The 21,327-nt window shown below is 67.8% G+C and carries 17 protein-coding genes; 10 read left to right on the top strand and 7 right to left on the bottom strand.

The annotated features are described in order from the left end of the window. Positions 1-300, bottom strand: a complete 300-nt coding sequence (rpsT, locus tag D5041_RS20370; RefSeq protein ID WP_265282811.1) for a 30S ribosomal protein S20 — start codon at positions 298-300, stop codon at positions 1-3. 110 nt (positions 301-410) lie between these two features. Continuing rightward, positions 411-1,316: a histone deacetylase family protein gene (locus tag D5041_RS20365; protein WP_265259228.1), complete on the bottom strand. Its 906-nt coding sequence runs from the start codon at positions 1,314-1,316 to the stop codon at positions 411-413. 90 nt (positions 1,317-1,406) lie between these two features. Here D5041_RS20365 and D5041_RS20360 point away from each other — a divergent pair, with 90 nt between their 5' ends. After that, on the top strand, positions 1,407-2,327 hold the full coding sequence (locus D5041_RS20360; RefSeq protein ID WP_010102910.1) for an AAA family ATPase: 921 nt from the start codon (positions 1,407-1,409) through the stop codon (positions 2,325-2,327). A gap of 20 nt (positions 2,328-2,347) precedes the next feature. Next, positions 2,348-3,388: a DUF58 domain-containing protein gene (locus D5041_RS20355; protein WP_265283136.1), complete on the top strand. Its 1,041-nt coding sequence runs from the start codon at positions 2,348-2,350 to the stop codon at positions 3,386-3,388. A 15-nt stretch (positions 3,389-3,403) separates the two neighbouring features. Here the strand turns inward: D5041_RS20355 and D5041_RS20350 are convergent, their stop codons facing one another. After that, on the bottom strand, positions 3,404-4,213 hold the full coding sequence (locus D5041_RS20350) for a phosphodiesterase (RefSeq protein WP_010100960.1): 810 nt from the start codon (positions 4,211-4,213) through the stop codon (positions 3,404-3,406). Positions 4,214-4,462: 249 nt separating this feature from the next. Here D5041_RS20350 and D5041_RS20345 point away from each other — a divergent pair, with 249 nt between their 5' ends. The 4 genes from D5041_RS20345 (at position 4,463) to pyrC (ending at position 8,444) form a co-directional block, all read left to right on the top strand. Then, positions 4,463-5,089: an SEN1982 family lipoprotein gene (locus tag D5041_RS20345; protein WP_010100962.1), complete on the top strand. Its 627-nt coding sequence runs from the start codon at positions 4,463-4,465 to the stop codon at positions 5,087-5,089. Positions 5,090-5,312: 223 nt separating this feature from the next. After that, positions 5,313-5,954, top strand: coding sequence for an SEN1982 family lipoprotein (locus tag D5041_RS20340; RefSeq protein ID WP_265285614.1), 642 nt, complete (start codon positions 5,313-5,315; stop codon positions 5,952-5,954). 168 nt (positions 5,955-6,122) lie between these two features. Further along, positions 6,123-7,292 (top strand): M20 family metallopeptidase, encoded by a 1,170-nt coding sequence (locus D5041_RS20335; protein WP_010100965.1) that lies wholly within the window; start codon positions 6,123-6,125, stop codon positions 7,290-7,292. 60 nt (positions 7,293-7,352) lie between these two features. Continuing rightward, a complete protein-coding gene (pyrC, locus tag D5041_RS20330) occupies positions 7,353-8,444 on the top strand; it encodes a dihydroorotase (protein ID WP_265259226.1) in 1,092 nt (363 codons plus the stop codon). Between the two features lie 52 nt (positions 8,445-8,496). Here pyrC and D5041_RS20325 read toward each other — a convergent pair whose 3' ends face one another. From D5041_RS20325 to def, 3 genes are all read right to left on the bottom strand, one after another. Beyond that, positions 8,497-9,747 (bottom strand): multifunctional CCA addition/repair protein, encoded by a 1,251-nt coding sequence (locus tag D5041_RS20325; RefSeq protein ID WP_265285613.1) that lies wholly within the window; start codon positions 9,745-9,747, stop codon positions 8,497-8,499. Between the two features lie 42 nt (positions 9,748-9,789). Next, complete coding sequence (gene fmt / locus D5041_RS20320) at positions 9,790-10,764, bottom strand: methionyl-tRNA formyltransferase (RefSeq protein WP_265285612.1); 975 nt, start codon at positions 10,762-10,764, stop codon at positions 9,790-9,792. Between the two features lie 67 nt (positions 10,765-10,831). Further along, on the bottom strand, positions 10,832-11,341 hold the full coding sequence (def, locus tag D5041_RS20315) for a peptide deformylase (RefSeq protein ID WP_010104790.1): 510 nt from the start codon (positions 11,339-11,341) through the stop codon (positions 10,832-10,834). 223 nt (positions 11,342-11,564) lie between these two features. Between def and D5041_RS20310 the strand changes: the two genes are divergently transcribed. The 3 genes from D5041_RS20310 to metE all read left to right on the top strand — a co-directional run bounded on the left by D5041_RS20310 (position 11,565) and on the right by metE (position 16,455). Continuing rightward, the gene (locus tag D5041_RS20310) at positions 11,565-12,767 is read left to right on the top strand and encodes a LysM peptidoglycan-binding domain-containing protein (RefSeq protein ID WP_265285773.1); all 1,203 of its coding nucleotides are present in this window, start codon (positions 11,565-11,567) and stop codon (positions 12,765-12,767) included. Between the two features lie 57 nt (positions 12,768-12,824). Then, positions 12,825-13,973: a DNA-processing protein DprA gene (gene dprA / locus D5041_RS20305; RefSeq protein ID WP_010104792.1), complete on the top strand. Its 1,149-nt coding sequence runs from the start codon at positions 12,825-12,827 to the stop codon at positions 13,971-13,973. A 187-nt stretch (positions 13,974-14,160) separates the two neighbouring features. Further along, positions 14,161-16,455, top strand: coding sequence for a 5-methyltetrahydropteroyltriglutamate--homocysteine S-methyltransferase (metE, locus tag D5041_RS20300; RefSeq protein ID WP_265285611.1), 2,295 nt, complete (start codon positions 14,161-14,163; stop codon positions 16,453-16,455). 40 nt (positions 16,456-16,495) lie between these two features. Here metE and D5041_RS20295 read toward each other — a convergent pair whose 3' ends face one another. Further along, the gene (locus D5041_RS20295) at positions 16,496-17,128 is read right to left on the bottom strand and encodes a cation efflux transmembrane domain-containing protein (RefSeq protein ID WP_010104795.1); all 633 of its coding nucleotides are present in this window, start codon (positions 17,126-17,128) and stop codon (positions 16,496-16,498) included. A 144-nt stretch (positions 17,129-17,272) separates the two neighbouring features. Here D5041_RS20295 and hrpA point away from each other — a divergent pair, with 144 nt between their 5' ends. Then, positions 17,273-21,280 (top strand): ATP-dependent RNA helicase HrpA, encoded by a 4,008-nt coding sequence (hrpA, locus tag D5041_RS20290; RefSeq protein ID WP_265285610.1) that lies wholly within the window; start codon positions 17,273-17,275, stop codon positions 21,278-21,280. Positions 21,281-21,327 lie beyond the last annotated feature (47 nt).

The raw sequence follows: 21,327 nt of genomic DNA, 5'->3' as shown, positions 1-21,327 counted from the left end.
TCAGGCGGCCAGGGCCAGGGTTTTCACCTTGGCAGACAAGCGGCTCTTGTCGCGCGCCGCCTTGTTTTTGTGGAAGATTCCCTTGTCGGCCACGGAGTCAACCACGGACTGCATCTTCGCGAACAGTTCGCTGGCCTTGCTCTTGTCGCCCGCCAGAACCGCCTTTTCGACGTTCTTGACAGCGGTGCGGTATCTGGACCGCAGGGAGGTGTTGGCGGCGTTGATTTTGACGTCCTGGCGGACGCGCTTGCGGCCCGACGCCAGGCGCGGGTTTTTCTTTTTTGGTTTGGCAGATGCCATGGTTCGTTTCCTTCGAGTCTGTGGATGATGCCGGCAAAGCCCGCAATTGTAGTTCAGACCGGGGGGTGACGAAGTGCCCAATGGGGTGCGGATTGGATCGATCGATCCGGTCAAATGTCGGCCAGGACGCGCAGATGCGCCTCCACGCTGCGTGCCAGCGCGCCCAGCGCGTAGCCGCCCTCCAGGCACGAGACGATGCGACCCTTGGCGTGCCGGCACGCCACCTCCTTCACGCGCGCGGTGATCCAGGCGTAGTCCTGCTCGTTCAGGCCGAGTTGGCCCAGGTCGTCCTCGCGGTGGCCGTCAAAGCCCGCGCTCACGAAGAGCATCTCGGGCTGGAAGGCTTCGAGCCGGGGCAGCCACAGGGTCTTGACGATCTCGCGGATCTCCATGCCGCGCGTGTAAGCGGGTACCGGCACGTTCAGCATATTGGGCGCCGGATCGCGGTCGCCGCTGTAGGGGTAGAAGGGGTGCTGAAAAATTCCGACCATCAGCGCCCGGGGGTCTCCCGCCAGGATGTCCTCGGTGCCGTTGCCGTGGTGCACGTCGAAATCGACCACCGCCACGCGCTGTAGCCGGTAGCGTTGCAGCGCGTATCGGGCGGCCACGGCCAGGTTGTTGAGCAGGCAAAAGCCCATGGACTTGCTGCGGCAGGCGTGGTGGCCCGGGGGGCGCACGGCGCAAAAGGCGTTCTCGATCTCGCCCGCGAGCACTGCGTCGGTGGCCGCCAACGCGGCCCCGGCGGCGCGCAGGGCGGCCTTCCAGCTGTGGACGTTGAGGGCGGTGTCGGGGTCGATCTGCGCGTAGTCGGGGCCGCCGGCGGCGCGCTCTTCGCTCAGCCGCTCGGACATGCCGCGCAGCGCCGCCACATGCATGCGGTCGTGCGCCAGTTCGATGTCGCTGAGCGACGCCTCGGGCGCCTCGTAGTGCACCAGCGCGTCGGCCACGCCGGTGATCAGCAAACGGTCCTCGATCGCGGCGAGCCGTTGCGGGCACTCCGGGTGGCCCGGGCCCATCTCGTGCTTGGTGCAATCTTGGTGGGTGAAATAGCCCGTCCTGCCCACAATCGGTCCCCGTAGTGGATGTTTTTCGGATAACGTCAGGCTATGCACGCACAGCACAAGATCCAATCGCTTCTGGATCAGCTTAACACGGTGATCGTGGGCAAAAAGGCCCAGGTGCAGGACTGCGTGGCCTGCCTGCTGGCGGGTGGCCATCTGCTCATCGAAGACCTGCCGGGCGTGGGCAAGACCACGCTGGCGCACGCGTTGTCGCACACTTTTGGCCTGCAGTTCGCGCGCGTGCAGTTCACGGCCGACCTGATGCCCAGCGACCTGACGGGCGTTTCGGTGTACGAACGCGGCAAGCAGTCCTTCGTGTTCCACCCGGGTCCGGTGTTTGCCCAGGTGCTGCTGGCCGACGAAATCAACCGTGCCAGCCCGAAGACGCAGAGCGCGCTGCTCGAAGCCATGGAGGAGAAGCAGGTGTCGGTGGAGGGCGAGACCCGTGCCCTGCCGCAGCCCTTTTTCGTGATCGCCACCCAGAACCCGCACGACCAGCTGGGCACGTTTGCGCTGCCCGAGTCGCAGTTGGACCGTTTTCTGATGCGCATCTCCATCGGCTACCCCGACCGTGCGGCCGAGCGCACGCTGCTCGCCGGCGCCGACCGGCGCGACATGGTTGCGCGCCTGCTGCCGCTGCTCTCGGGAGAGGACCTGGCCGAGTTGCAGCGCCAGGTGCAGGCCGTGCACACGGCCGAGCCGCTGCTCGACTACGTGCAGGACCTGATCGCGGCCACCCGCTCGGGCCGCTGGTTCCTGCAGGGGCTGTCCCCGCGCGCCGGAATCGCGCTGCTGCGCGCGGCCAAGGCGCAGGCGCTGATCAGCGGGCGCGACTACGCAGCGCCCGACGATGTGCAGGCCGTGCTGCCGCAGACCATCGCCCACCGCCTGGTGCCCGTGGGCGACGCCGGGCGCGGCGCGCTCGAGCAGGTGCGCGCCATGCTCGAAGCCGTGGTCCTGCGCTGAGTCCCGGGTCCATGGCAAGCATGGAAACGCCCGCTCCGGGTGGCCGGTCGCCGGTGGGCCTTGCCGCCCGCGCCATCCTCGCCCGACTCGACCCCCTGGCGCCGCTGCGCCAGCGCTTTCAGCGCTGGTGGCAGGCGCGGCTGCCGCTCTGCGACACCCTGCTGCTCACGCAGCGCAACGTCTACATCCTGCCCACCGGCGCGGGCTGGATGCTGGCGCTGACGCTGAGCCTGCTGCTCGTCGCGTCGATCAACTTCCAGCTCAACCTGGGCTACCTGTTCACCTTTTTGCTCGCCGGCAGCGCCGTCGCGGGAATGTACGTCTGCCACGCGAACCTGCGTGGAATCATCCTGCATCTGAAAGCCCCGGAGGCGCATTTCCTGGGCAGCAGCAGCACCATCGAAGTGCAGCTGTCGAGCGCGCGCAGTTCGCCGCGCCATGGCATCGCGCTGTGCGTGCATGGCGCGCACCGGGCAGACCTGCATTGGGCCTGGACCGACGTTCCGGCGCAGGGCCAGGCCCGCGTGCAGGTGTCCTTCCGGCCCACGCACCGCGGCCTGCACCGCCTGCCCCCATTGATGGCCGAGACGCGCTTTCCGTTTGGCAGCTTTCGCGTCTGGGCCTATTGGCGCCCTGCGGCGCAGGTGTTGGTATACCCGGCGCCCGAAATGCCGGCGCCGCCCCTGCCCCCCGGCGAACCGCGCGCGGACGGCAACGCGCCCGCGCAAGGCGTTGGAGAATTCGATGGCGTGCGCGCCTACCGGCGTGGCGACGCGCTCAAGCTCGTGGTGTGGAAGAAGGCCGCAAGAACGCTGGCCAGCGGCAGCGACGAACTCGTCAGCCGCGACGCCCAGCAGGCCCAACGGCACGTGCTCTGGCTCGACCCGGCGCGCGCCGCGCTGCCCGACCCCGAGGCCCGCATCGCGCGCCTGACCGCCTGGGTGCTGCAGGCCGACCGGCTGGGCCTGAGCTACGGCCTGCGCCTGCCCGGCGTGGAAATCGCTCCCGACGCGGGCGCCGCGCACCGCAGGCGCTGCCTGGAGGCCCTGGCGCTGTGCTGAAGAACTGAGGGCCGGTCAACTCCCGCCCGCGCAGAATCCGTAGGGCCCCGCGTACTCGCCGACGACGCAGGCATGCGACACCAGCCGGCCCGCATGCCATTGGTGCAACTGGTAGCCGGGGGGCTCGAGCACGAAGCGCTCCGGCGCGTTCGCGCGCAGGTCCAGCGTCAGCTGGTACGCGGGGCTGGGGCAGGTAGACGCGAGCGTGCCCCCGAAGCGGCACTGGATGGAACGGTGCAGATGGCCGCACAGCACACGCTCGACGTGCGGGTACTTTCCGAGAATCCTCTCCAGCACGTCGGCGCCTTCGAGCCCGAGCGTGTCCATATAGGGAATTCCCGTGGCAAACGGCGGGTGGTGCATGGCGATGACCGTGGGGCGCGGGTCCTGCGCCAGTTGCGCGTCCAGCCAGGCCAGCCTTGGGCCGCACAACTGCCCACGCCCTTCCATCGGGACGACGGTATCCAGCGCCAGCAGCCGCAGGGGCCCCAGGTCCACGGCGTACTGCAGGAATTCGCCGGTCTGCCCGAAATAGCCAAAGCGCGGGCCGGTAAATGCCTGGCGCAGCGCAGCGCGTTCGTCATGGTTTCCGGGCAGGAGGTACATCGGCATCGTCAGCGGCGCGAGCAGTTCGCGCAGCAAGGCGTACTCCCCGGGGTCGCCATGGTCGGCCAAGTCCCCCGTCAGCAGGACCAGGTCGGGGCGCGGATCCTGGCGCAGGACGTCGGCAACGCATGCCGCAAGCATGCCCGCCGTGTCGACGATGCCGTAGGCCGGCCTGCCGCTGGCCTGGACATGCGTGTCGGAGATTTGGGCGATCAACATGGGGACTCTTTCCGGATGGGGTCTGCTGCGGTGCGGGACAGGCCCGCGGGCAGAGTCTCGCGCAACTGCGTGCTTGGCCGCAAGCAGGTGGTCCAGGAAAAGCCCGGGGTTTGTGTTGATGTTTGTCACATCAAAGACATCAGCTTACACTGCTTGGCGCAGGTCTTTGCGCAGCGGTCAAGTGAACACGCCCGCCGTGGTCGGAGACCTCAACCCACTGATGTATCGTTTTTCTCAAGGAACAAAACCATGAAAACCCAATTGGCACTCGCGGTGGCCGGAGCAATCCTGCTCACGGCCTGCGGCAGCAAGACGGACGTGAGCGAAAAGAACTTTGGCGCAGCCATCAAGCAGTATCTCGAAAAGAAAGGTGAGCTTTGCCTGGGCCTGGGAGAGGTGGAGTGGCCAGTCGATGTGTCGGAAGATAGTTGGAAAGCGCAAAAGGACGATCCGACCAGCACGGTAAGGAAAATGGAAGCCTTGGCCGCTGTTGATCTGGTATCAGGAACCGATGCCGAAATCGATGAGGTTATCTGGGGCATGAGACCTACGGGTCGCAAACTCATGGGGAAGCGCTATGCGTTGACTGATGCAGGAAAAAAATTCTACCGGAAGCAGGGGGGCGACATTTGCTACGGAAACTTGGCGCTCGACAAAATAGTGAAATGGGAAGGACCCATGAAACTGGGTGACTACCAGGAAGCCGGTGTGACGTTCCTGTACGAAATCGACGATTTGGCGGGTTGGGCAAAGAAATCCGAAATTCAGACCGCATTCCCCAAGGTCGGCGCAGTCATTGAAGGAGCCGAGAAAAAAGAACAGAAACACCAGGTCAAGCTGACAAGCCTGGGTTGGGAAGCTATAGGGCTGGACTAAGGGGTCGCTGGTCGGTGCCTGGGCAAGAAGCGCCGCAGGATGGGACGACGCGAGCGATGTTTCTCGGGCCTCGCGCCGATTCCTGCCAACCCCCTCAGTGATGCCCGCCGTGTCGACGATGCCGTAGGCCGGCCTGCTGTTGGCCTGGACTCAAGCGGACGCGCCCGCCGTGGTCGGAGACCTCAAACCCACTGATGTATCGTTTTTCTCAAGGAACAGAACCATGAAAACCCACTTGGCATTCGCGGTGGCCGGAGCAATCCTGCTCACGGCCTGCGGCAGCAAGACTGACGTGAACGAAAAGAACTTTGGCGCAGCCATGAAGCAGTATTTCGAAAAGAAAGGTGAGCTTTGCCTGGGCCTGAGAAAGTGGCCAGCCGATGTGTCGCAAGAGGATTTGAAAGCGCAGAAGGACGATCCGACCAACATGGCGGGAAAAATGGAAGCCTTGGTCGCTGTTGGTCTGGTGTCAGGAACCGATACCGAAATCGATCAGCTTCACTGGGCCAGCAACAAACCGACGGGTCGCAAACTCATGGTGAAGCGCTATGCGTTGACCGATGCAGGAAAAAAATTCCACCGGGAATGGGAGCGGGATCAGGAGCAGGTGAGCGACATTTGCTACGGAAACTTGGCGCTCGACAAAATAGTGAAATGGGAAGGGCCCATGAAACGGGGTGACTACCAGGAAGCCCGTGTGACGTACCTGTACGAAATCGACGATTTGGCGAGTTGGGCAAAGAAATCCGAAATTCAGACCGCATTTCCCCAGGTCGGAAAAATCATTGGAGGAGCCGAGAAAAAAGAACAGAAACACCAGGTCAAGCTGACAAGCCTGGGCTGGGAGGCTAAAGGGCTGGACTGAGGGGCCGCTGGTCGGTGCCTGGGCAAGAAGCGCCGCAGGATGGGACGACGCGAGCGATGTTTCGCGGGCCTTGCGCCAATTTCTGCCAGTTTCCTCCGTTATCCCCCTGACTTCGGAGCGTGTGCCACACTGCCGACCTCAGGGCTTGAACGAACCGATTCGCAAAGGATGAAGATGCAAGATACCGCAAGCCATGCGCAGCTGCGGGCGCGCGTTCTGGACTGGCTCGCTGGCCAGGGGCCGGCAATGCAGGCCTTGTTGCGCAAAGTGGTCGATATCGACAGCGGCAGCCGCGACGAAGCGGGTGTTGGCGCCGTGGCGAGCGCATTGCGCGAGCGGCTTGAGGCGGCCGGTGTGGCGGTGCAATGCGAGCCCGTTCCCGGCTATGGCGTGCTGCTGCATGGCCAGGTTCCCGGGGCCGGCGAGGGCGCCCCGATCCTGCTCATGGGGCATATGGACACGGTGTACCCGGCGGGCACTGCGGCGCGGCGTCCTTTTCGGGTGGAGGGCGATCGCGCATACGGCCCCGGCGTGGCCGACATGAAGTCGGGCCTGGTGATGAACGTGTTCGTCGCCGAAGCCTTCGCGCGCTGCGGGGGGCTGAAGACGCCCTTGCAACTGCTTTTTTCGTGCGATGAAGAGATCGGCTCGCAGGCCACACGCGAGCGCATCATGGCCAAGGCGCGCGGTGCACGGGCGGTGTTCAACGCCGAGCCGGGCCGCGTGAGCGGCAACCTCGTGACCAGTCGCAAGGGCTCCATGGTCGTGGAGTTCGAGATCGAAGGGGTCGCCGCGCACGCGGGAATCAACCCCGCAGCGGGCGCCAGCGCGATCGACGCGTTGGCGCGCAAGATTCTTGCGCTGCATGCGTTCACCGACCCCGCCACGGGAACCACCGCGAATGTGGGCGTGGTGCAGGGCGGAGTCGTGCCGAACATGGTCGCGCCGCATGCCCGGGCCGAACTGGACCTGCGCTTTACCTCGGACACCGACCCGGACCTGCTGCTTGCGCGGGTGCGCGCCGTCGTCGAGGAGCCGTCGCTGCCGCACACCCGGGGGCGCATCACTGCGGCGCGCCGCACCTTGCCCATGCGGCCCACGCCCGAGCCCCTGCTCGCGCTCTACCAGCGCGGCGCGAAGTCGCTGGGCTTCGAGGTGCAGGGCGAGTTCACCGGAGGCGCGGCCGACAGCGGCCTGACGGCCTCCGTCGGGGCGCCCACCCTGTGCGCAACCGGCCCCGTGGGCGGGCACGCGCACACTGAGCGCGAGTACTGCGAGCTGGCCACCTGCGTGCCCCGTGCCCAGGCCGTGGCGCTGGCCATCCTGGACCACCCCTGATTCCCGGGGCGCTTCCGATCCGCCGGAACCAGCCCTTGCGCGAATGCGAGAATCCTGCGCATGCGCGCCGCACCCCACACGCTGAGAATCACCCGCCCCGACGACTGGCACCTGCATCTGCGCGACGGCGAGCCCCTGCGCAGCGTCGTTGCGCACAGCGCCGCCCAGTTCGCGCGCGCGATCATCATGCCCAACCTGCGGCCCCCCGTGACCACGGCGCAGCAGGCGCTGGACTACCGGCAGCGCATTCTGTCGGCCGTTCCCGCTGGCCTGCGCTTCGAGCCGCTGATGACGCTGTACCTCACCGACGAGCTGCCGCCCGACGAGATCGGGCGCGCCAAGGCGGCCGGCGTGCTCGCCGCCAAGCTTTACCCCGCGGGGGCCACCACCCACAGCGACGCGGGCGTGACCGATTTGCGCAAGATCCGCAAGACGCTCGAAGCCATGCAGAGGGCCGGAATGCTGTTGCTGGTGCATGGCGAGGTGACCGGCAGCGACGTGGACCTGTTCGACCGCGAGGCCGTGTTCATCGAACAGCAACTCATCCCGCTGCGCCGCGACTTTCCCGAGCTCAAGATCGTCTTCGAGCACATCACCACCCGGGACGCCGCCGACTATGTGCAGCAGGCCGACCGCTTCACGGCCGCCACCATCACGGCGCACCACCTGCTGTACAACCGCAACGCCATTTTTTCCATGGGCCTGCGCCCGCACTACTACTGCCTGCCCGTTCTCAAGCGCGAAACGCACCGGCTGGCCTTGGTGCGCGCCGCCACCAGCGGCTCCGACAGGTTCTTTCTGGGCACCGACAGTGCGCCGCACCCCGCGCACCTGAAGGAGCATGCGACGGGCTGCGCCGGCTGCTACACCGCGCACGCTGCGATCGAGATGTACGCCGAGGCCTTCGACAACGCGGCTGCGCTCGACCGGCTCGAAGGCTTTGCCAGCTTCCATGGCCCCGACTTCTACGGCCTGCCGCGCAACACCGGCAGCATCACCCTGCGCCGCGAGTCCTGGACGCCCCCGCAGCGCTTTGCGTTTGGCCAGGCAGAGCTCAAGCCGCTGCGTGCGGGGGAGTCCCTGCCGTGGCGGCTGGTTCCGGCAGACGGCACGACGTCCCTGGAAGTTGGCGGCGACGAACCGGCGCGCTGATGCCGGAGCGCGCAGTTCGCCCGCCGCCCGGCTGGTGTGCAGCCGCCGCGCCTCAGGCTGTTCCCTGCGCCGCGATCCAATGCGCCACCGCCGCAACGCGCGCGCGGTGAATCCGCTTGCCGACCTGCGGGCCGCTCGCGCCCTGCGCCGTTGCCTGCGCTGCGATGTCGCTGGTGGCCACGGATTGCACGGTGGCGAGCACGGCGGCAAGCCGCGCCCGCTGCGGGTACGCCGACTCCTCGAATCCGAGCCGCCCGCGCGCATCGCATTCGCAGGCCAGCAGGACGTCGGCAAAGCGCCCGGGCTTGCGGATCGCGTCGCAGCGTTCGAGCAGGCGCACCAGCGCCGCGGCCGAGAGTTCGCCGCTGCGGTGGACGTGGCCGTGCTCGCGCGCCACCGTGTCGGCGGTCGCGTGGCAATCCACGGGAACACGCAAGCGCTTGGCAAGGCCTTTGAGCAGCTCGGCGCTGCGCACTTCATGGCCGATATGGCGCGGCAGCAGGTCGGCCGGGGTGTTGCCCTTGCCCAGATCGTGCGCCAGGCAGGCAAAGCGCACGCTCAGCGGCGCCTGTAGTTGCGCGGACATGTCGAGCACCAGCATCAGGTGCACGCCGGTATCGACCTCGGGGTGGTATTCGGCGCGCTGGGGAACGCCCCACAGGCGCGCCACCTCGGGCAGCAGCACCTGGAGCGCGCCGCACGCGCGCAGCACCTCGAACATGCGCGACGGTTTTTCCTGCATCAGCCCGCGCGCCAGTTCCTGCCATACGCGCTCGGCGACCAGGTGTTGCATCTCGCCGTGCGCCACCATCTCGCGCATGAGCTGCATCGTCCCGGGCGCCACGCTGAAATCCGGCAAGCACGCCGCAAAGCGGGCCACGCGCAGGATGCGCACCGGGTCTTCGCGAAAGGCATCGCTGACATGGCGCAGCACCCTGGCCGCGATGTCCCGGGCGCCATGGTGCGGGTCGAAAAGTTCTGCAAGGCCCGAATCCGCGGTGCGCATGGCCATCGCATTCATCGTCAGATCGCGGCGCGAGAGGTCTTCCTCAAGCGTCACGTCGGGCGCGCTGTGCACCACGAAGCCCCGGTAGCCGCTTCCGCTCTTGCGCTCGGTGCGCGCGAGTGCGTATTCCTCGCGCGTCTCGGGGTGCAGAAAGACGGGGAAATCGCGCCCCACCGGCAGATAGCCGTGCGCCAGCATCTGCCCGGGCGTGGCGCCCACCACCACCCAGTCGTGGTCGTGCACGGGGCGTCCGAGCAAGCGGTCGCGCACTGCGCCCCCGACCATGTAGATCTGCATGCGGGCTGGCTCAGGGTGTGCGCAGGGGACGCGGGGGGCGGCTCATGCGGTCGCTGCGCCCAGCAGCATGCCGGGTCGCCAATCAGCGCCGCGCAGAAAGTCGGCCGCATCCAGCCGCTTGCCGCCGGCGCGTTGCAGGGCCGTCAGGCGCAGGACCGTGCCCTGCGCGCAGGCCACGGCGACCCCCGCGCCATCGACAGCCAGAATCAGACCCGGGCGCAGATCGGCCGCGCAGCCCTTGGCATCGATTGCCGCGCCCCAGACCTTGATGGTTTCGCCGTGGCACCCGGTGCTGGCGCCGGGAAACGGGTCAAACGCCCGGATGCGCCGGCCGATCACCGCCGCGGGCAGCGACCAGTCGATGGGGCTTTCGGATTTCTCGATCCTGCGCGCGTAGCTGACGCCCTCGGCCGGCTGCGCCTGTGCTTGCAGGCGCGCGCGCGCGGCCATTTCCAGCGCCTGCACGATGAGGCGGCCGCCCAGTGCTGCGAGCCGGTCATGGAGCGTGCTCGCGGTGTCCGCAGGGGCGATGGCCAGGCGTTCGCTCAGCAGCATGGCGCCGGTGTCGAGGCCGGCGTCCATCTGCATGATGGTCACGCCGGTTTCCGTATCCCCGGCCTCGATGGCGCGCTGTATGGGCGCCGCGCCGCGCCAGCGGGGCAGCAGGCTGGCGTGGATGTTCAGGCAGCCGAGCGCGGGCAGGTCCAGCACCCACTGCGGCAGGATCAGTCCGTAGGCCGCGACCACCAGCACGTCGGCGCGTGCGGCGCGCAGGGCGTCGCGCGCGGCTGCGGCGTCGTCGGGATATTTGCCGTCCAGGCGCAGGCCGCGCGGTTGCGCCACGGCGATGCCATGCTCCAGCGCGTATTGCTTGGCGGCCGAGGCTTGCAACTTCAGGCCCCGGCCCGCGGGCCGGTCCGGCTGGGTGAGCACGAGCGCAACGTCAGAACCCGCGTCCAGCAGGTGCTGCAGCGCGACGCGGGCAAACCCGGGCGTTCCGGCAAAGGCGAGTCTCATGCGCAGCGATTCTCCGGGGCTGCGCGCGGGGGCCGGGGATGTCTCCTGACCGGCGCCAGCACGGGTTTCATGCGCGCGCCTCCCGCTGGAGTTTGAGCATCCGGGTCTTGATGCGGCCGCGCTTGAGGGGCGAGAGGTATTGCACGAACAATTTGCCCACCAGATGGTCCATCTCGTGCTGGATGCACACGGCCAGCAGGCCGTCGGCTTCGATGACGCGCGACGCACCCCGGGCGTCGAGCGCGCGCACGTGCACGGCGACGAAACGCTCGACACCGTCGTAGATTCCGGGAACCGACAGGCAGCCTTCGCTGTTGAGGTGTTTTTCCTCGCTGGTCCAGATGATTTCCGGATTGATGAGCACCTGGGGCTGGTCGTGCTCCTCGGACACGTCGAAGACCAGCAGCCGTTCGTGCACGTCCACCTGGGTCGCCGCAAGGCCGACACCCTGGGCGTCGTACATGGTCTCCAGCATGTCGTCGGCCAGCGTGCGAATGCGCTCATCTACAGCTTGTACGGGACGGGCGATGGTGTGCAGCCGGGGGTCGGGGTAGCAAAGAATGGGAAGAAGGGCCATGGTTGCCAAGGAAAAGCTGTCGCTATTTTCGCCACTTTTGCGCGCCGTCGCCGCGCGGCGGCTGAATAATCGTTGCCCAATCCGGGGCGCGAGCAGAAAATCGCGCCTGGTTTGCAATAAATATCTTTCCAATCGTCCGCACGGCGCAATGCCGTGGGGGCGCTTTGGCCTTGGCGTGGAGGGGCTTTCACCTATGCAGCAGAACATGAGGATGAGGAACAGCATGGCGGCACCCGGCAGCGTGCGGCACGCCGTCCTGGGCGCGGTCGCCATTCTTGGCGCAGCCCTGCTGCCCATGCCGGCCCCGGCGCAGACTCCCCCCGTCTCGAGCGGGCAGCGCGCCACGGCGCAGCAGGTTGCGGAGCGCGGCGTGGCACTTTCGGAACTGACGCCGGATGCGCCCGACAGCTACGCCGTCAAGCGCGGGGACACGCTCTGGGGACTTGCGGCAACGTTCCTCAAACACCCCTGGCGCTGGCCCGAACTCTGGGGCATGAACCTCAAGGCGATTCCGAATCCGCACCAGATTTTCCCGGGCCAGACGCTGTACCTGGAAAAGGACGGTGGCTACGCACGCCTGCAAGCCGGCCGCGCCGGCGAGCCCGAAACCGTGCGCCTGTCCCCGCAGGTGCGCAGCGAGCGCAAGGCGAACAACGCCCTGCCGACGCTCAAGCCGCACCTGATTGAACCCTTCCTGGTCGAGCCCATGGTGATCGATGCGCAGGTCCTGCAAAAAGCCCCGCGCGTCGTGGCATCGACCGAGGGGCGCGTGCTGATGGGCAGTGGCGACCGGGTCTACGCGCGCGGCGACGCGACCGCGCCGCTGCTCAACCAGGTCGGCGCGCCGCGCCACTACCGCGTGTTCCGCGACGCCGTCGCACTCAAGGACCCGGTCACCGCCGAGATACTGGGCTATGAGGCCCAATATCTCGGCAAGGCGGAGCTGGTGCGCGGCGAGTTCCTGGAGAAAACCCCGGACGGCAAGGGCGGCGACACCGCGGAGTACGTTCCCGCGACGATCGTGTTGTCCGAAACCAAGGGGGACATACAGGCCGGCGATCGCCTCTGGTCTGCGCCCGTCCAGGGCTTTACGAGCTACACCCCGCGTGCGCCGGATGGCGAAGTGGACGCGCGCGTGGTGTCCATCTACGGCAACGCTGCCCTGGCGTATGCCGCGCAGAACCAGGTGGTGACGATCAACCGAGGCACGCAGAACGGCATCGAGCCGGGTCACGTGCTGAGTCTGCTGAGCATGGGCGAGCGCGTCCGGGACGCCACCGACAAGGACAAGCCGATGATCAAGCTGCCCAGCGAGGTAAATGGCACGGCCATGGTGTTTCGCACCTTCGATCGTGTGTCGTACGCGCTGATCCTGGAAATCCGCAGCGCCGTGCGCGTCGGCGACCGCCTCGTGAGTCCCCGGTAGTTCGCCGCGGGAGCAAACCCCACGGAGCGCAGGCGCTCGACCCCGGTCCTGAATCCCATGGAACGCGACGAACTGGCTGCCTGGTTGCATTTGACGCTCGCTCCCGGTGTCGGCAACAGCACCGCGCGGCGCCTGCTGGCGCGCTTTGGTCCGCCGCAGGAGATCCTGCGCCAGCCCCTGTCGGCGCTGCGCGAATGCGTGACGCAGGCGCAGGCGCAGGCCCTGTGCGCGCCCCCGCCCAAGTGGCAGGCGCAGTGGAAGACAAGCTGCGCGTGGCTGCGCGGCACCGATGCGCAAGGGTCCGCACGCACCATCATTACCCTGGGAGACGCGCGCTACCCGCAGGCGCTGCTCGACACGCAGGACCCGCCGCTGCTGCTGTACCTCATGGGGCCGCAGCGGCTGCTCGCGCAGCGCCCCTTTCCCGTCGAGCGCTGCCTGGCGGTCGTGGGCAGCCGCAACCCCACGCCGCAGGGCGCAGAAAACGCGCGACTCTTTTCCCGCGCCTTGCATGGCGCGGGACTGAGCATCGTCTCCGGTCTGGCGCTGGGGGTGGACGCTGCCGCGCATGAGGGCGCGCTCGACGCCGCAATCGACGGCGCAGACTTTGCCGCGACGATTGCCGTGCTGGGCAGCGGGCTGGACCACGTGTATCCGCGCAAGAACCTGGGCCTTGCGCAGCGCATCGCGGCCCGGGGCCTGCTCGTGAGCGAGTACCCGCTGGGCACGCCGCCGCTGGCGGTGAATTTCCCGAAACGCAACCGCATCATCTCCGGTCTGTGCCAGGGAACGCTGGTGGTCGAGGCCGCAGCCGCGTCCGGCTCGTTGATCACGGCCAGGCTCGCGGCCGAGCAGGGGCGCGAGGTGTTTGCGATTCCGGGATCGATTCATGCGCCCCAGTCGCGCGGCTGCCATGCGCTGATACGCCAGGGGGCGAAGCTGGTGGAGAGCGCGCAGGACGTGCTGGAGGAACTGCGGATCCCCGCCACCACGCCGACGACCGCCGCTGCGCCGACGGGTGCTGCGCAGGCTGCGGACAGCCCCCTGCTGCAGGCCCTGGGTTTTGACCCCCAGAGTGTCGATGCCCTCGTGGCGCGCACCGGAATGGACGCTGCCGCGCTGCAGGTGGCGCTGCTGGAACTGGAGCTTGCCGGCCACGTGGCACGCCTGCCGGGTGGGCTGTTCCAGCGCCTTGGTCGGGGCTGAGAAGCGGACCCTCGGGGGGCAGCGCAAGCGCCACCGGGCGGTCGATTCCTTGGGGCTGCTGCTGGCCATGGCTGGCAGAAGCATGAATCAAAGTAATCGATCGTTGAAATAATACCATTTTCCTTCATGGGTATTCCGGCCTACGATCCTGCCATTCGTAATCTCGAAATCATCGAAAAGGCAGTCCATGGTCCGTACACACAATCTCGGTTTTCCCCGCATCGGCGCCAAGCGCGAGCTCAAGTTCGCGCTCGAGTCGTACTGGAGCGGGGCGGCGTCACGCGACGAGCTCAAGGCAATCGGCGCGCAACTGCGCCAGCGCCATTGGCAGCACCAGGCCGATCTGGATCTGGTGCCGGTCGGCGATTTCGCGTTCTACGACCAGGTGCTGGACATGAGCTTCACCGTGGGAAACCTGCCCGAGCGCGTGCAGGGCTTCCATGGCGACGCGCTGGACAACTACTTTCGGGTAGCGCGCGGCCGCTCGGCCCGGAATGCCGAAGAACACGGCGCATGCTGCGGGGGGGTCGCCGCTGGCGAGATGACCAAGTGGTTCGACACCAACTACCACTACATCGTGCCGGAGTTCAGCGCGCAGACCGAGTTCACGCTCGACGCTTCGCGCCTGCTGGAGCAACTGGCGCAAGCCAGGGCCCAGGGAATCAACGCCAAGCCGGTGATCGTCGGGCCGGTGACCTACCTGGCCATTGGCAAGGCCAAGGACGGGTCGGAGCGGCTCGCGCTGCTTGCGCGCCTGTTGCCGGTATACGCCGAGCTGCTTGACACGCTCGCCGCGCAAGGCGTGGAGTGGGTGCAGATCGACGAGCCACTGCTGGTCACCGAACTGGACGCGGATTGGCGACACGCCTTCAACACGGCCTACCACCAGCTCAAGAGCAGCCGCGTCAAGCTGCTGTTGGGCACGTACTTCGGCCAGTTGCTGGAGAACCAGTACCTGGTCGCCAACCTGCCGGTGGCGGGCCTGCATATCGACGCGATCAACGGGCGCGACGACGTGCTGCCGCTGCTGAACCTGCTGCCGGCGCACAAGGTCCTGTCGTTGGGGGTGATCGACGGCCGCAACATTTGGAAGACCGACCTCGACGCCGTGCTCGACTGGGTCGAGCCAATCGCTGCGAAGCTTGGCGACAGGCTGTGGATTGCGCCCTCTTGCTCGCTGCTGCATGTCCCCGTTGACTTGGACAGCGAGCAAGCGCTCGACCCGGAAATCAAATCCTGGCTGGCCTATGCATTGCAGAAGCTCGATGAGCTGAAGCTGCTGGCGACGGCGCTGAATCAGGGACGCGACGCGGTCCAGGACGCGTTGGCGGCGCATCGGCAGGCGATCGCGGCGCGCCGCGCTTCGCCGCGTGTCCACAATCGGGCGGTCGAGGTGGCGATCGCCCGACTGGACGCGAAAAAACTGGGCGCGCGCAAGAGCGGCTACGCGCAGCGTGCGCCCTTGCAGGCAGCGCGGCTGCAGCTGCCGCTCTTGCCGACGACCACCATTGGATCGTTCCCGCAGACGGACGAGATTCGCCAGGCGCGCAGCCAGTTCAAGGCCGGCACGCTCGACGAGGCCGGCTACAAGCGCGCGATGCAAGCGCAGATCGCCCGCAGCGTGCGCGAGCAGGAAGCACTCGGGCTGGACGTGCTCGTGCACGGGGAAGCCGAACGCAACGACATGGTCGAGTACTTCGGCGAGCAACTCGCGGGCTGCGCTCTGAGCCAGTTCGGCTGGGTGCAGTCCTACGGTTCGCGCTGCGTGAAGCCGCCGGTCCTGTTCGGCGACATTACCCGTCCGAAGGCCATGACGGTCGAATGGATCGGGTACGCGCAGTCGCTGACGAGCAAGCCGATGAAGGGCATGCTGACCGGTCCGGTCACGATCCTGAACTGGTCGTTCGTGCGCGACGACCAGCCGCGCTCGGTATCGTGCAAGCAGCTGGCCCTGGCGATCCGCGGAGAGGTGCAGGACCTGGAGGCGGCGGGCGTGCGCGTGATCCAGATCGACGAGGCCGCGTTGCGCGAGGGCCTGCCGCTGCGCAAGGCGCAGTGGCCGACGTATCTGGACTGGGCCGTCGAGTCCTTTCGCATCGCCGCCAACGGCGTGGATGACGCGACGCAGATCCACACCCACATGTGCTATTCGGAGTTCAACGACATCATCGCGTCGATCGCCGCGATGGACGCCGACGTGATCACCATCGAGACCTCGCGCTCGGATATGGAACTGCTCGACGCGTTCGAGCATTTCAAATACCCGAACGGGATTGGCCCCGGTATCTACGACATCCACTCGCCGAACATTCCAACCCGGGAGCACATCGTGCAACGGATGCAGAAGGCGGCCGAGCGCATTCCACTCGGGCGGCTCTGGATCAACCCGGACTGCGGCCTGAAAACACGCCAATGGGCGGAAGTGATCCCCGCGCTGGCGAATATGGTCGAGGCCGCCAAGACCCTGCGCGCCACCGCGTGAGCGGGAGGCTTCTTCGCGGCCGGCCCCCGGCCCCCGGCCGCTATGCAGCGCTGCTGGCCAGTTCCTTGCGGGCATCGCGGATCACGCTCGCGCCGCCGCTGATGGCCAATCCGGCCATGATCGCGGCCACCACCAGGTCGGGCCAGGCGGTGCCGGTGCCGAGCACGCCCAAGGCGGCGCCGAGCACGGCCAGGTTGCCCAGCGCGTCGTTGCGGGTGCACAGCCACACGCCGCGCATGTTCGCGTCACCCTCGCGCCAGGCGTACAGCAGCACGGCCACGCCCAGGTTCGCGGCCAGCGCGAGCAGGCCCACGCTGCCCATGGTGAAGGGCTCGGGCGGGATGGCCTGCCATAGGCCCCAGAGCACACGGCCAATCACGAAGACGCCAAACCCGAGCATGCTCGCCCCCTTGAGGAGTGCCGCGCGGGCGCGCCAGGCCAGCGCCATGGACAGCACCCACAGCGACAGGCCGTAGTTCGCGGCGTCGCCCAGAAAGTCGATGGCGTCGCCGAGCAGCGCGGCCGATCCCGAGCGCAGGCCCGCGCCCAGTTCGAGCGCGAACATCGCGGCGTTGACGATCAGTGCGATCCACAGGATGCGCCGGTAGCGCGGGTCGACGTTGGCGCTGGCGTGGGCATGGGCGCCATGGTGGTGTTGACAATGGGCTGACATGGTGTGGTCCTCCAGACAGGCTCGAAGCAAGCGATGCCTGATTGAAAATCATGGAGTCACTCCAATGTCAAGCCAGGGCACCGGGGAGGGGCGCGGTGGCCCGCGCAGCGGGGAGTGCTCCGGGGCTATTGATAATGGGGGGCTATGTCTTCTGCTGACCTGTTTTCGTCCGCGTCCTTGCGCACCCCGCTGCATATCGAATTTCCGCCATCGCTGCCGGTGTCTGGCCGGCGCGAGGAGATCATGGCGGCGATGGCGCAGCACCAGGTCGTGATCGTCTGCGGCGAGACCGGCTCGGGCAAGACCACGCAGCTGCCCAAGATCGCGCTGGCGCTGGGCCGTGGCCGGTGCAACGCAGCACCGGGTCAGAGGGGCCAACTCATAGGCCACACCCAGCCGCGGCGCCTCGCGGCGAGCAGCGTGGCCAAGCGCATTGCCGAGGAACTGCAAACCCCGCTGGGCGCGGTGGTGGGTTTCAAGGTGCGCTTCCAGGACCGCCTCTCGCGCGAGGCCTCGGTGAAGCTGATGACCGACGGCATCTTGCTGGCCGAGACGCAGACCGACCCCTTGCTGCGCGCCTACGACACCTTGATCATCGACGAGGCGCACGAGCGCAGCCTGAACATCGATTTTCTGCTCGGCTACCTGCGCCAGATCCTGCCGCGCCGGCCGGATCTGAAGCTCATCGTGACCTCGGCGACCATCGACGCCGACCGCTTCGCCCGGCATTTTGCGTCGGGCAGCGCCATGGGTCCGGCGCCCATCGTCCAGGTCTCGGGCCGCAGCTTTCCGGTGGAGCAGCGCTGGCGCCCGTTCGAGGAAACGCGCGAGTACGGCCTGCACGAGGCGATTGCCGAAGCGGTGGACGCGCTTTGGCAGGGAAATCCCTCCCCGTCCGGCGACATCCTGGTCTTTCTGCCCGGCGAGCGCGAAATCCGCGAGGCCGCCGAGCATTTGCGCGCGCATCTGTCGCACCAGCCGGTGCTGCGCAACGCCGAGGTGCTGCCGCTGTTTGCCCGCCTGTCGCAGGCCGAGCAGGAGCGCATTTTTGACAGCCACAGCGGCCGGCGCATCGTGCTGGCGACGAATGTGGCCGAGACCTCGCTCACCGTGCCCGGAATCCGCTACGTGATCGATACCGGGACGGCGCGTGTCAAGCGCTACAGTTTTCGCAGCAAGGTCGAGCAACTGCTGGTCGAGCCCATCAGCCAGGCGGCGGCGAACCAGCGCGCGGGGCGTTGCGGGCGCGTGGCCGACGGCATCTGCATCCGCCTGTACGACGAGGCGGACTTCAACGGCCGCCCGCGCTTTACCGACCCGGAAATTCTGCGCAGTTCGCTGGCCGGCGTGATCCTGCGCATGAAGGCGCTGCGCCTGGGCGACGTGGCGCAGTTTCCGTTCATCGACGCGCCCTCGGGCCGCGCGGTGGCCGACGGCTACCAGCTGCTGTCCGAACTCGGTGCGGTGGACGACGCACACGAACTCACGCCCATGGGCGTGGAGCTGTCGCGCCTGCCGCTGGACCCGCGCGTGGGCCGCATGATCGTCGAGGGGCGCGAGCGCCAGGCGCTCCACGAGGTGCTGGTGATTGCCAGTGCGCTGAGCGTGCAGGACGTGCGCGAGCGGCCCATCGACGCGCAGCAGCAGGCCGACCAGGCGCACGCCAAGTTCGACGACGAGAAGAGCGAATTCAGCGGCTACCTGAAGCTGTGGAAATGGCTCGATGAGGCCCGCGGTGGCGCACCGAGCCTGCCGTCGGCGCGCGTGCAAAGGGCCATGGCGCTGCGCAAGGCGCCCGCGCAGGCCATCTTGCCGGTGGCGCGGCGCGCCGCTGCTGCCGCGCCGCCGCCCGAGCAGGCCCCGGCGCCCACGCACAAGCTCAGCCACCGGCAGTACGAGCAATTGCTGCGGCAGAACTTCATCAGCGTCCGCCGCCTGCGCGAGTGGCGCGACATTCATAGCCAGCTGCTCACGGTGGTGACCGAGCACCAGTGGCCGATGAACACCCGGCCCGCGAGCTACGAGCAATTGCATCTGGCCATGCTGGCCGGGCTGCTGGGCAACGTCGGCGTGAAGAACGACGCGGAGGACTGGTACCTGGGCGCGCGCGCAATCCGCTTCCACAGGCACCCGGGCGCGCACCTGTCGCGCAAGCCGGGCCGCTGGATCGTCGCGGCCGAACTGGTCGAGACCACGCGCCTGTATGGCCGGGGCATTGCCGCGATCGAGCCGCAGTGGCTGGAACAGGTGGGCGGGCATCTGCTCAGAAAGCAGCTGCTCGACCCGCATTGGGAGAAGAAGGCCGCCGAGGTGGCGGCGCTGGAGCGCGCCACGCTCTACGGCATCGTGGTCTACAGCGGCCGCCGCGTGAACTATGGCCGGGTCGATCCGCAGGCCGCGCGCGAGATCTTCATCCGCGAAGCCCTGGTGGGCGGCCACTGGGAGACCCCGCTGCCCTTTCTGGCCGCGAACCAGAAGCTCATTGCCAAGGTGCAGGAGATGGAGCACAAATCGCGCCGCCAGGATGTGCTGGTGGACGAGGAACTCATCTACGCCTTCTACGACCAGCAACTGCCGCCCGATGTCTGCAACGGCCACGGCTTCGAGTCCTGGTACCGCCAGGAGAGCAAGAAGCAGCCCGGCCTGCTCCAGCTCACGCGCGAAGAGCTCATGCGCCACGAGGCCGCGGGAATCACCGGCAACGCCTTTCCCCGGGTCGTGCGCCTGGGCGGCGTGGACTGCGGCGCGAGCTACCTGCACGAGCCCGGCGACCTGCGCGACGGCATCACCGTGAGCGTGCCGCTGTTCGTGCTCAACCAGGTCAGCGATGCGCGCTGCGAGTGGCTCGTTCCCGGCATGCTCCGGGACAAGATCCAGGCGCTGCTCAAGAGCCTGCCGCAGCGCCCGCGCAGCCGCTTCGTCCCGCTGCCCGAGGCGGCCACGCGCCTGGCCGCCCTGCTGGGCGCGCCCGAGCGCTTTGGCACCGGCAGCCTGATCGACATGCTGCTCGCGCAGGTGCGCCAGGAGACCTCGCTCGACGTGAAGCGCGCCGACTTCAAGCTCGACATGCTCAGCGCGCACCTGTTCATGAACTTTCGCGTGGTTGACGAGCACGGCCGCCAGCTGGGCCTGGGCCGCAACCTCGCTGCGCTCCAGGCCGAGTGGGGCGTTCAGGCGCGCGGCGCGTTCCAGGCGCTGGCGGGGCTCAAGCTGGGCCAGGCAGCGGCCCCGCGCGCACTGCAGCCGCAGGGGGAAGTGCCGCGCAGCAGTGCGCCGGCAAGCAGCGCAGGGCCCGCACCGGCCCCCGCGGACCCGTGCTACCGCGCCTGGACCTTTGGCGCGCTGCCCGAGATCATGGAGATCAAAAAGGGCGGTCAGACGCTGATCGGCTTTCCCGCGCTCATCGCCGGCGACGACTTTGTCCGCATCGAGGTCTTCGACGAGCCGCAGGCGGCCGCAGCCAAGCACCGCGCGGGACTGCGCCGCCTGTTCGCGCTGCAGATCCGGGACGCGCTCAGGCAGCTCGAAAAAAACCTCCCCGACCTGCAGAAAATGGCCGTGGCCTACATGCCGCTGGGCACGCAGGAGGCGCTGCGTGCCCAGATCATCGACGTGGCGCTGGAGCGCGCCTTCCTGTGCGAGCCGCTGCCCGCCGACGCGCCCGCTTTCGAGCGCCGGGTGCAAGAAGGCCGCAGCCGCCTGGCGCTGATTGCCAACGAGGTGGCGCGCCTGGCGGCCGCCATCCTCAGCGAATACGCCACCGCCGCGCGCAAGATCAGGGACAGCCGAAACGCCGCCGCGCAGGACGCGCAGCAGCAGTTGCAGCGCCTGATGCCGGAGAACTTCCTGACCGCCACGCCCTGGGCGCAGTTGGCGCATTGCGCGCGCTACCTGCGCGCCATCACGCTGCGGCTCGACAAGTACCGCGCCGACCCGGCGCGCGACGCCGCCCGGCTCGCCGAACTGCGCCCGCAGGAGCAGCGCTACTGGCGCCTGGTGGACGCGCGCAAGGGCGCCGTGGACGCGCGCATGCAGGAACTGCGCTGGCTGCTCGAAGAACTGCGCGTGAGCTTTTTCGCGCAGGAGCTGCGCACGCCGCAGCCGGTGAGCGTGAAGCGGCTCGACAAGCTGTGGGCGCAGGTCAATGGCTGAACCCGAAGCCCTGCGCGGGCCATCCGGCCGGGATCGGGAAGAATGCC

The organism is Verminephrobacter aporrectodeae subsp. tuberculatae (assembly GCF_026127385.1).
GTDB classification, from domain to species: domain Bacteria; phylum Pseudomonadota; class Gammaproteobacteria; order Burkholderiales; family Burkholderiaceae_C; genus Acidovorax; species Acidovorax aporrectodeae.
Note: the sequence above shows the minus strand (reverse complement) of the source record. Positions and strands in the feature narration are given on the sequence as shown.

Excerpts from the sequence above, each read along its gene's own strand:
- D5041_RS20325 (WP_265285613.1), bottom strand. The coding sequence starts at position 9,747 with ATGCAGATCTACATGGTCGGGGGCGCAGTGCGCGACCGCTTGCTCGGA.
- def (WP_010104790.1), bottom strand. The coding sequence starts at position 11,341 with ATGGCCCTTCTTCCCATTCTTTGCTACCCCGACCCCCGGCTGCACACC.
- D5041_RS20345 (WP_010100962.1), top strand. The coding sequence starts at position 4,463 with ATGAAAACCCAATTGGCACTCGCGGTGGCCGGAGCAATCCTGCTCACG.
- dprA (WP_010104792.1), top strand. The coding sequence starts at position 12,825 with ATGGAACGCGACGAACTGGCTGCCTGGTTGCATTTGACGCTCGCTCCC.
- D5041_RS20360 (WP_010102910.1), top strand. The coding sequence starts at position 1,407 with ATGCACGCACAGCACAAGATCCAATCGCTTCTGGATCAGCTTAACACG.
- D5041_RS20350 (WP_010100960.1), bottom strand. The coding sequence starts at position 4,213 with ATGTTGATCGCCCAAATCTCCGACACGCATGTCCAGGCCAGCGGCAGG.
- pyrC (WP_265259226.1), top strand. The coding sequence starts at position 7,353 with ATGCGCGCCGCACCCCACACGCTGAGAATCACCCGCCCCGACGACTGG.
- fmt (WP_265285612.1), bottom strand. The coding sequence starts at position 10,764 with ATGAGACTCGCCTTTGCCGGAACGCCCGGGTTTGCCCGCGTCGCGCTG.
- D5041_RS20355 (WP_265283136.1), top strand. The coding sequence starts at position 2,348 with ATGGAAACGCCCGCTCCGGGTGGCCGGTCGCCGGTGGGCCTTGCCGCC.
- D5041_RS20340 (WP_265285614.1), top strand. The coding sequence starts at position 5,313 with ATGAAAACCCACTTGGCATTCGCGGTGGCCGGAGCAATCCTGCTCACG.
- rpsT (WP_265282811.1), bottom strand. The coding sequence starts at position 300 with ATGGCATCTGCCAAACCAAAAAAGAAAAACCCGCGCCTGGCGTCGGGC.
- metE (WP_265285611.1), top strand. The coding sequence starts at position 14,161 with ATGGTCCGTACACACAATCTCGGTTTTCCCCGCATCGGCGCCAAGCGC.
- hrpA (WP_265285610.1), top strand. The coding sequence starts at position 17,273 with ATGTCTTCTGCTGACCTGTTTTCGTCCGCGTCCTTGCGCACCCCGCTG.
- D5041_RS20365 (WP_265259228.1), bottom strand. The coding sequence starts at position 1,316 with ATGGGCCCGGGCCACCCGGAGTGCCCGCAACGGCTCGCCGCGATCGAG.
- D5041_RS20310 (WP_265285773.1), top strand. The coding sequence starts at position 11,565 with ATGGCGGCACCCGGCAGCGTGCGGCACGCCGTCCTGGGCGCGGTCGCC.
- D5041_RS20295 (WP_010104795.1), bottom strand. The coding sequence starts at position 17,128 with ATGTCAGCCCATTGTCAACACCACCATGGCGCCCATGCCCACGCCAGC.
- D5041_RS20335 (WP_010100965.1), top strand. The coding sequence starts at position 6,123 with ATGAAGATGCAAGATACCGCAAGCCATGCGCAGCTGCGGGCGCGCGTT.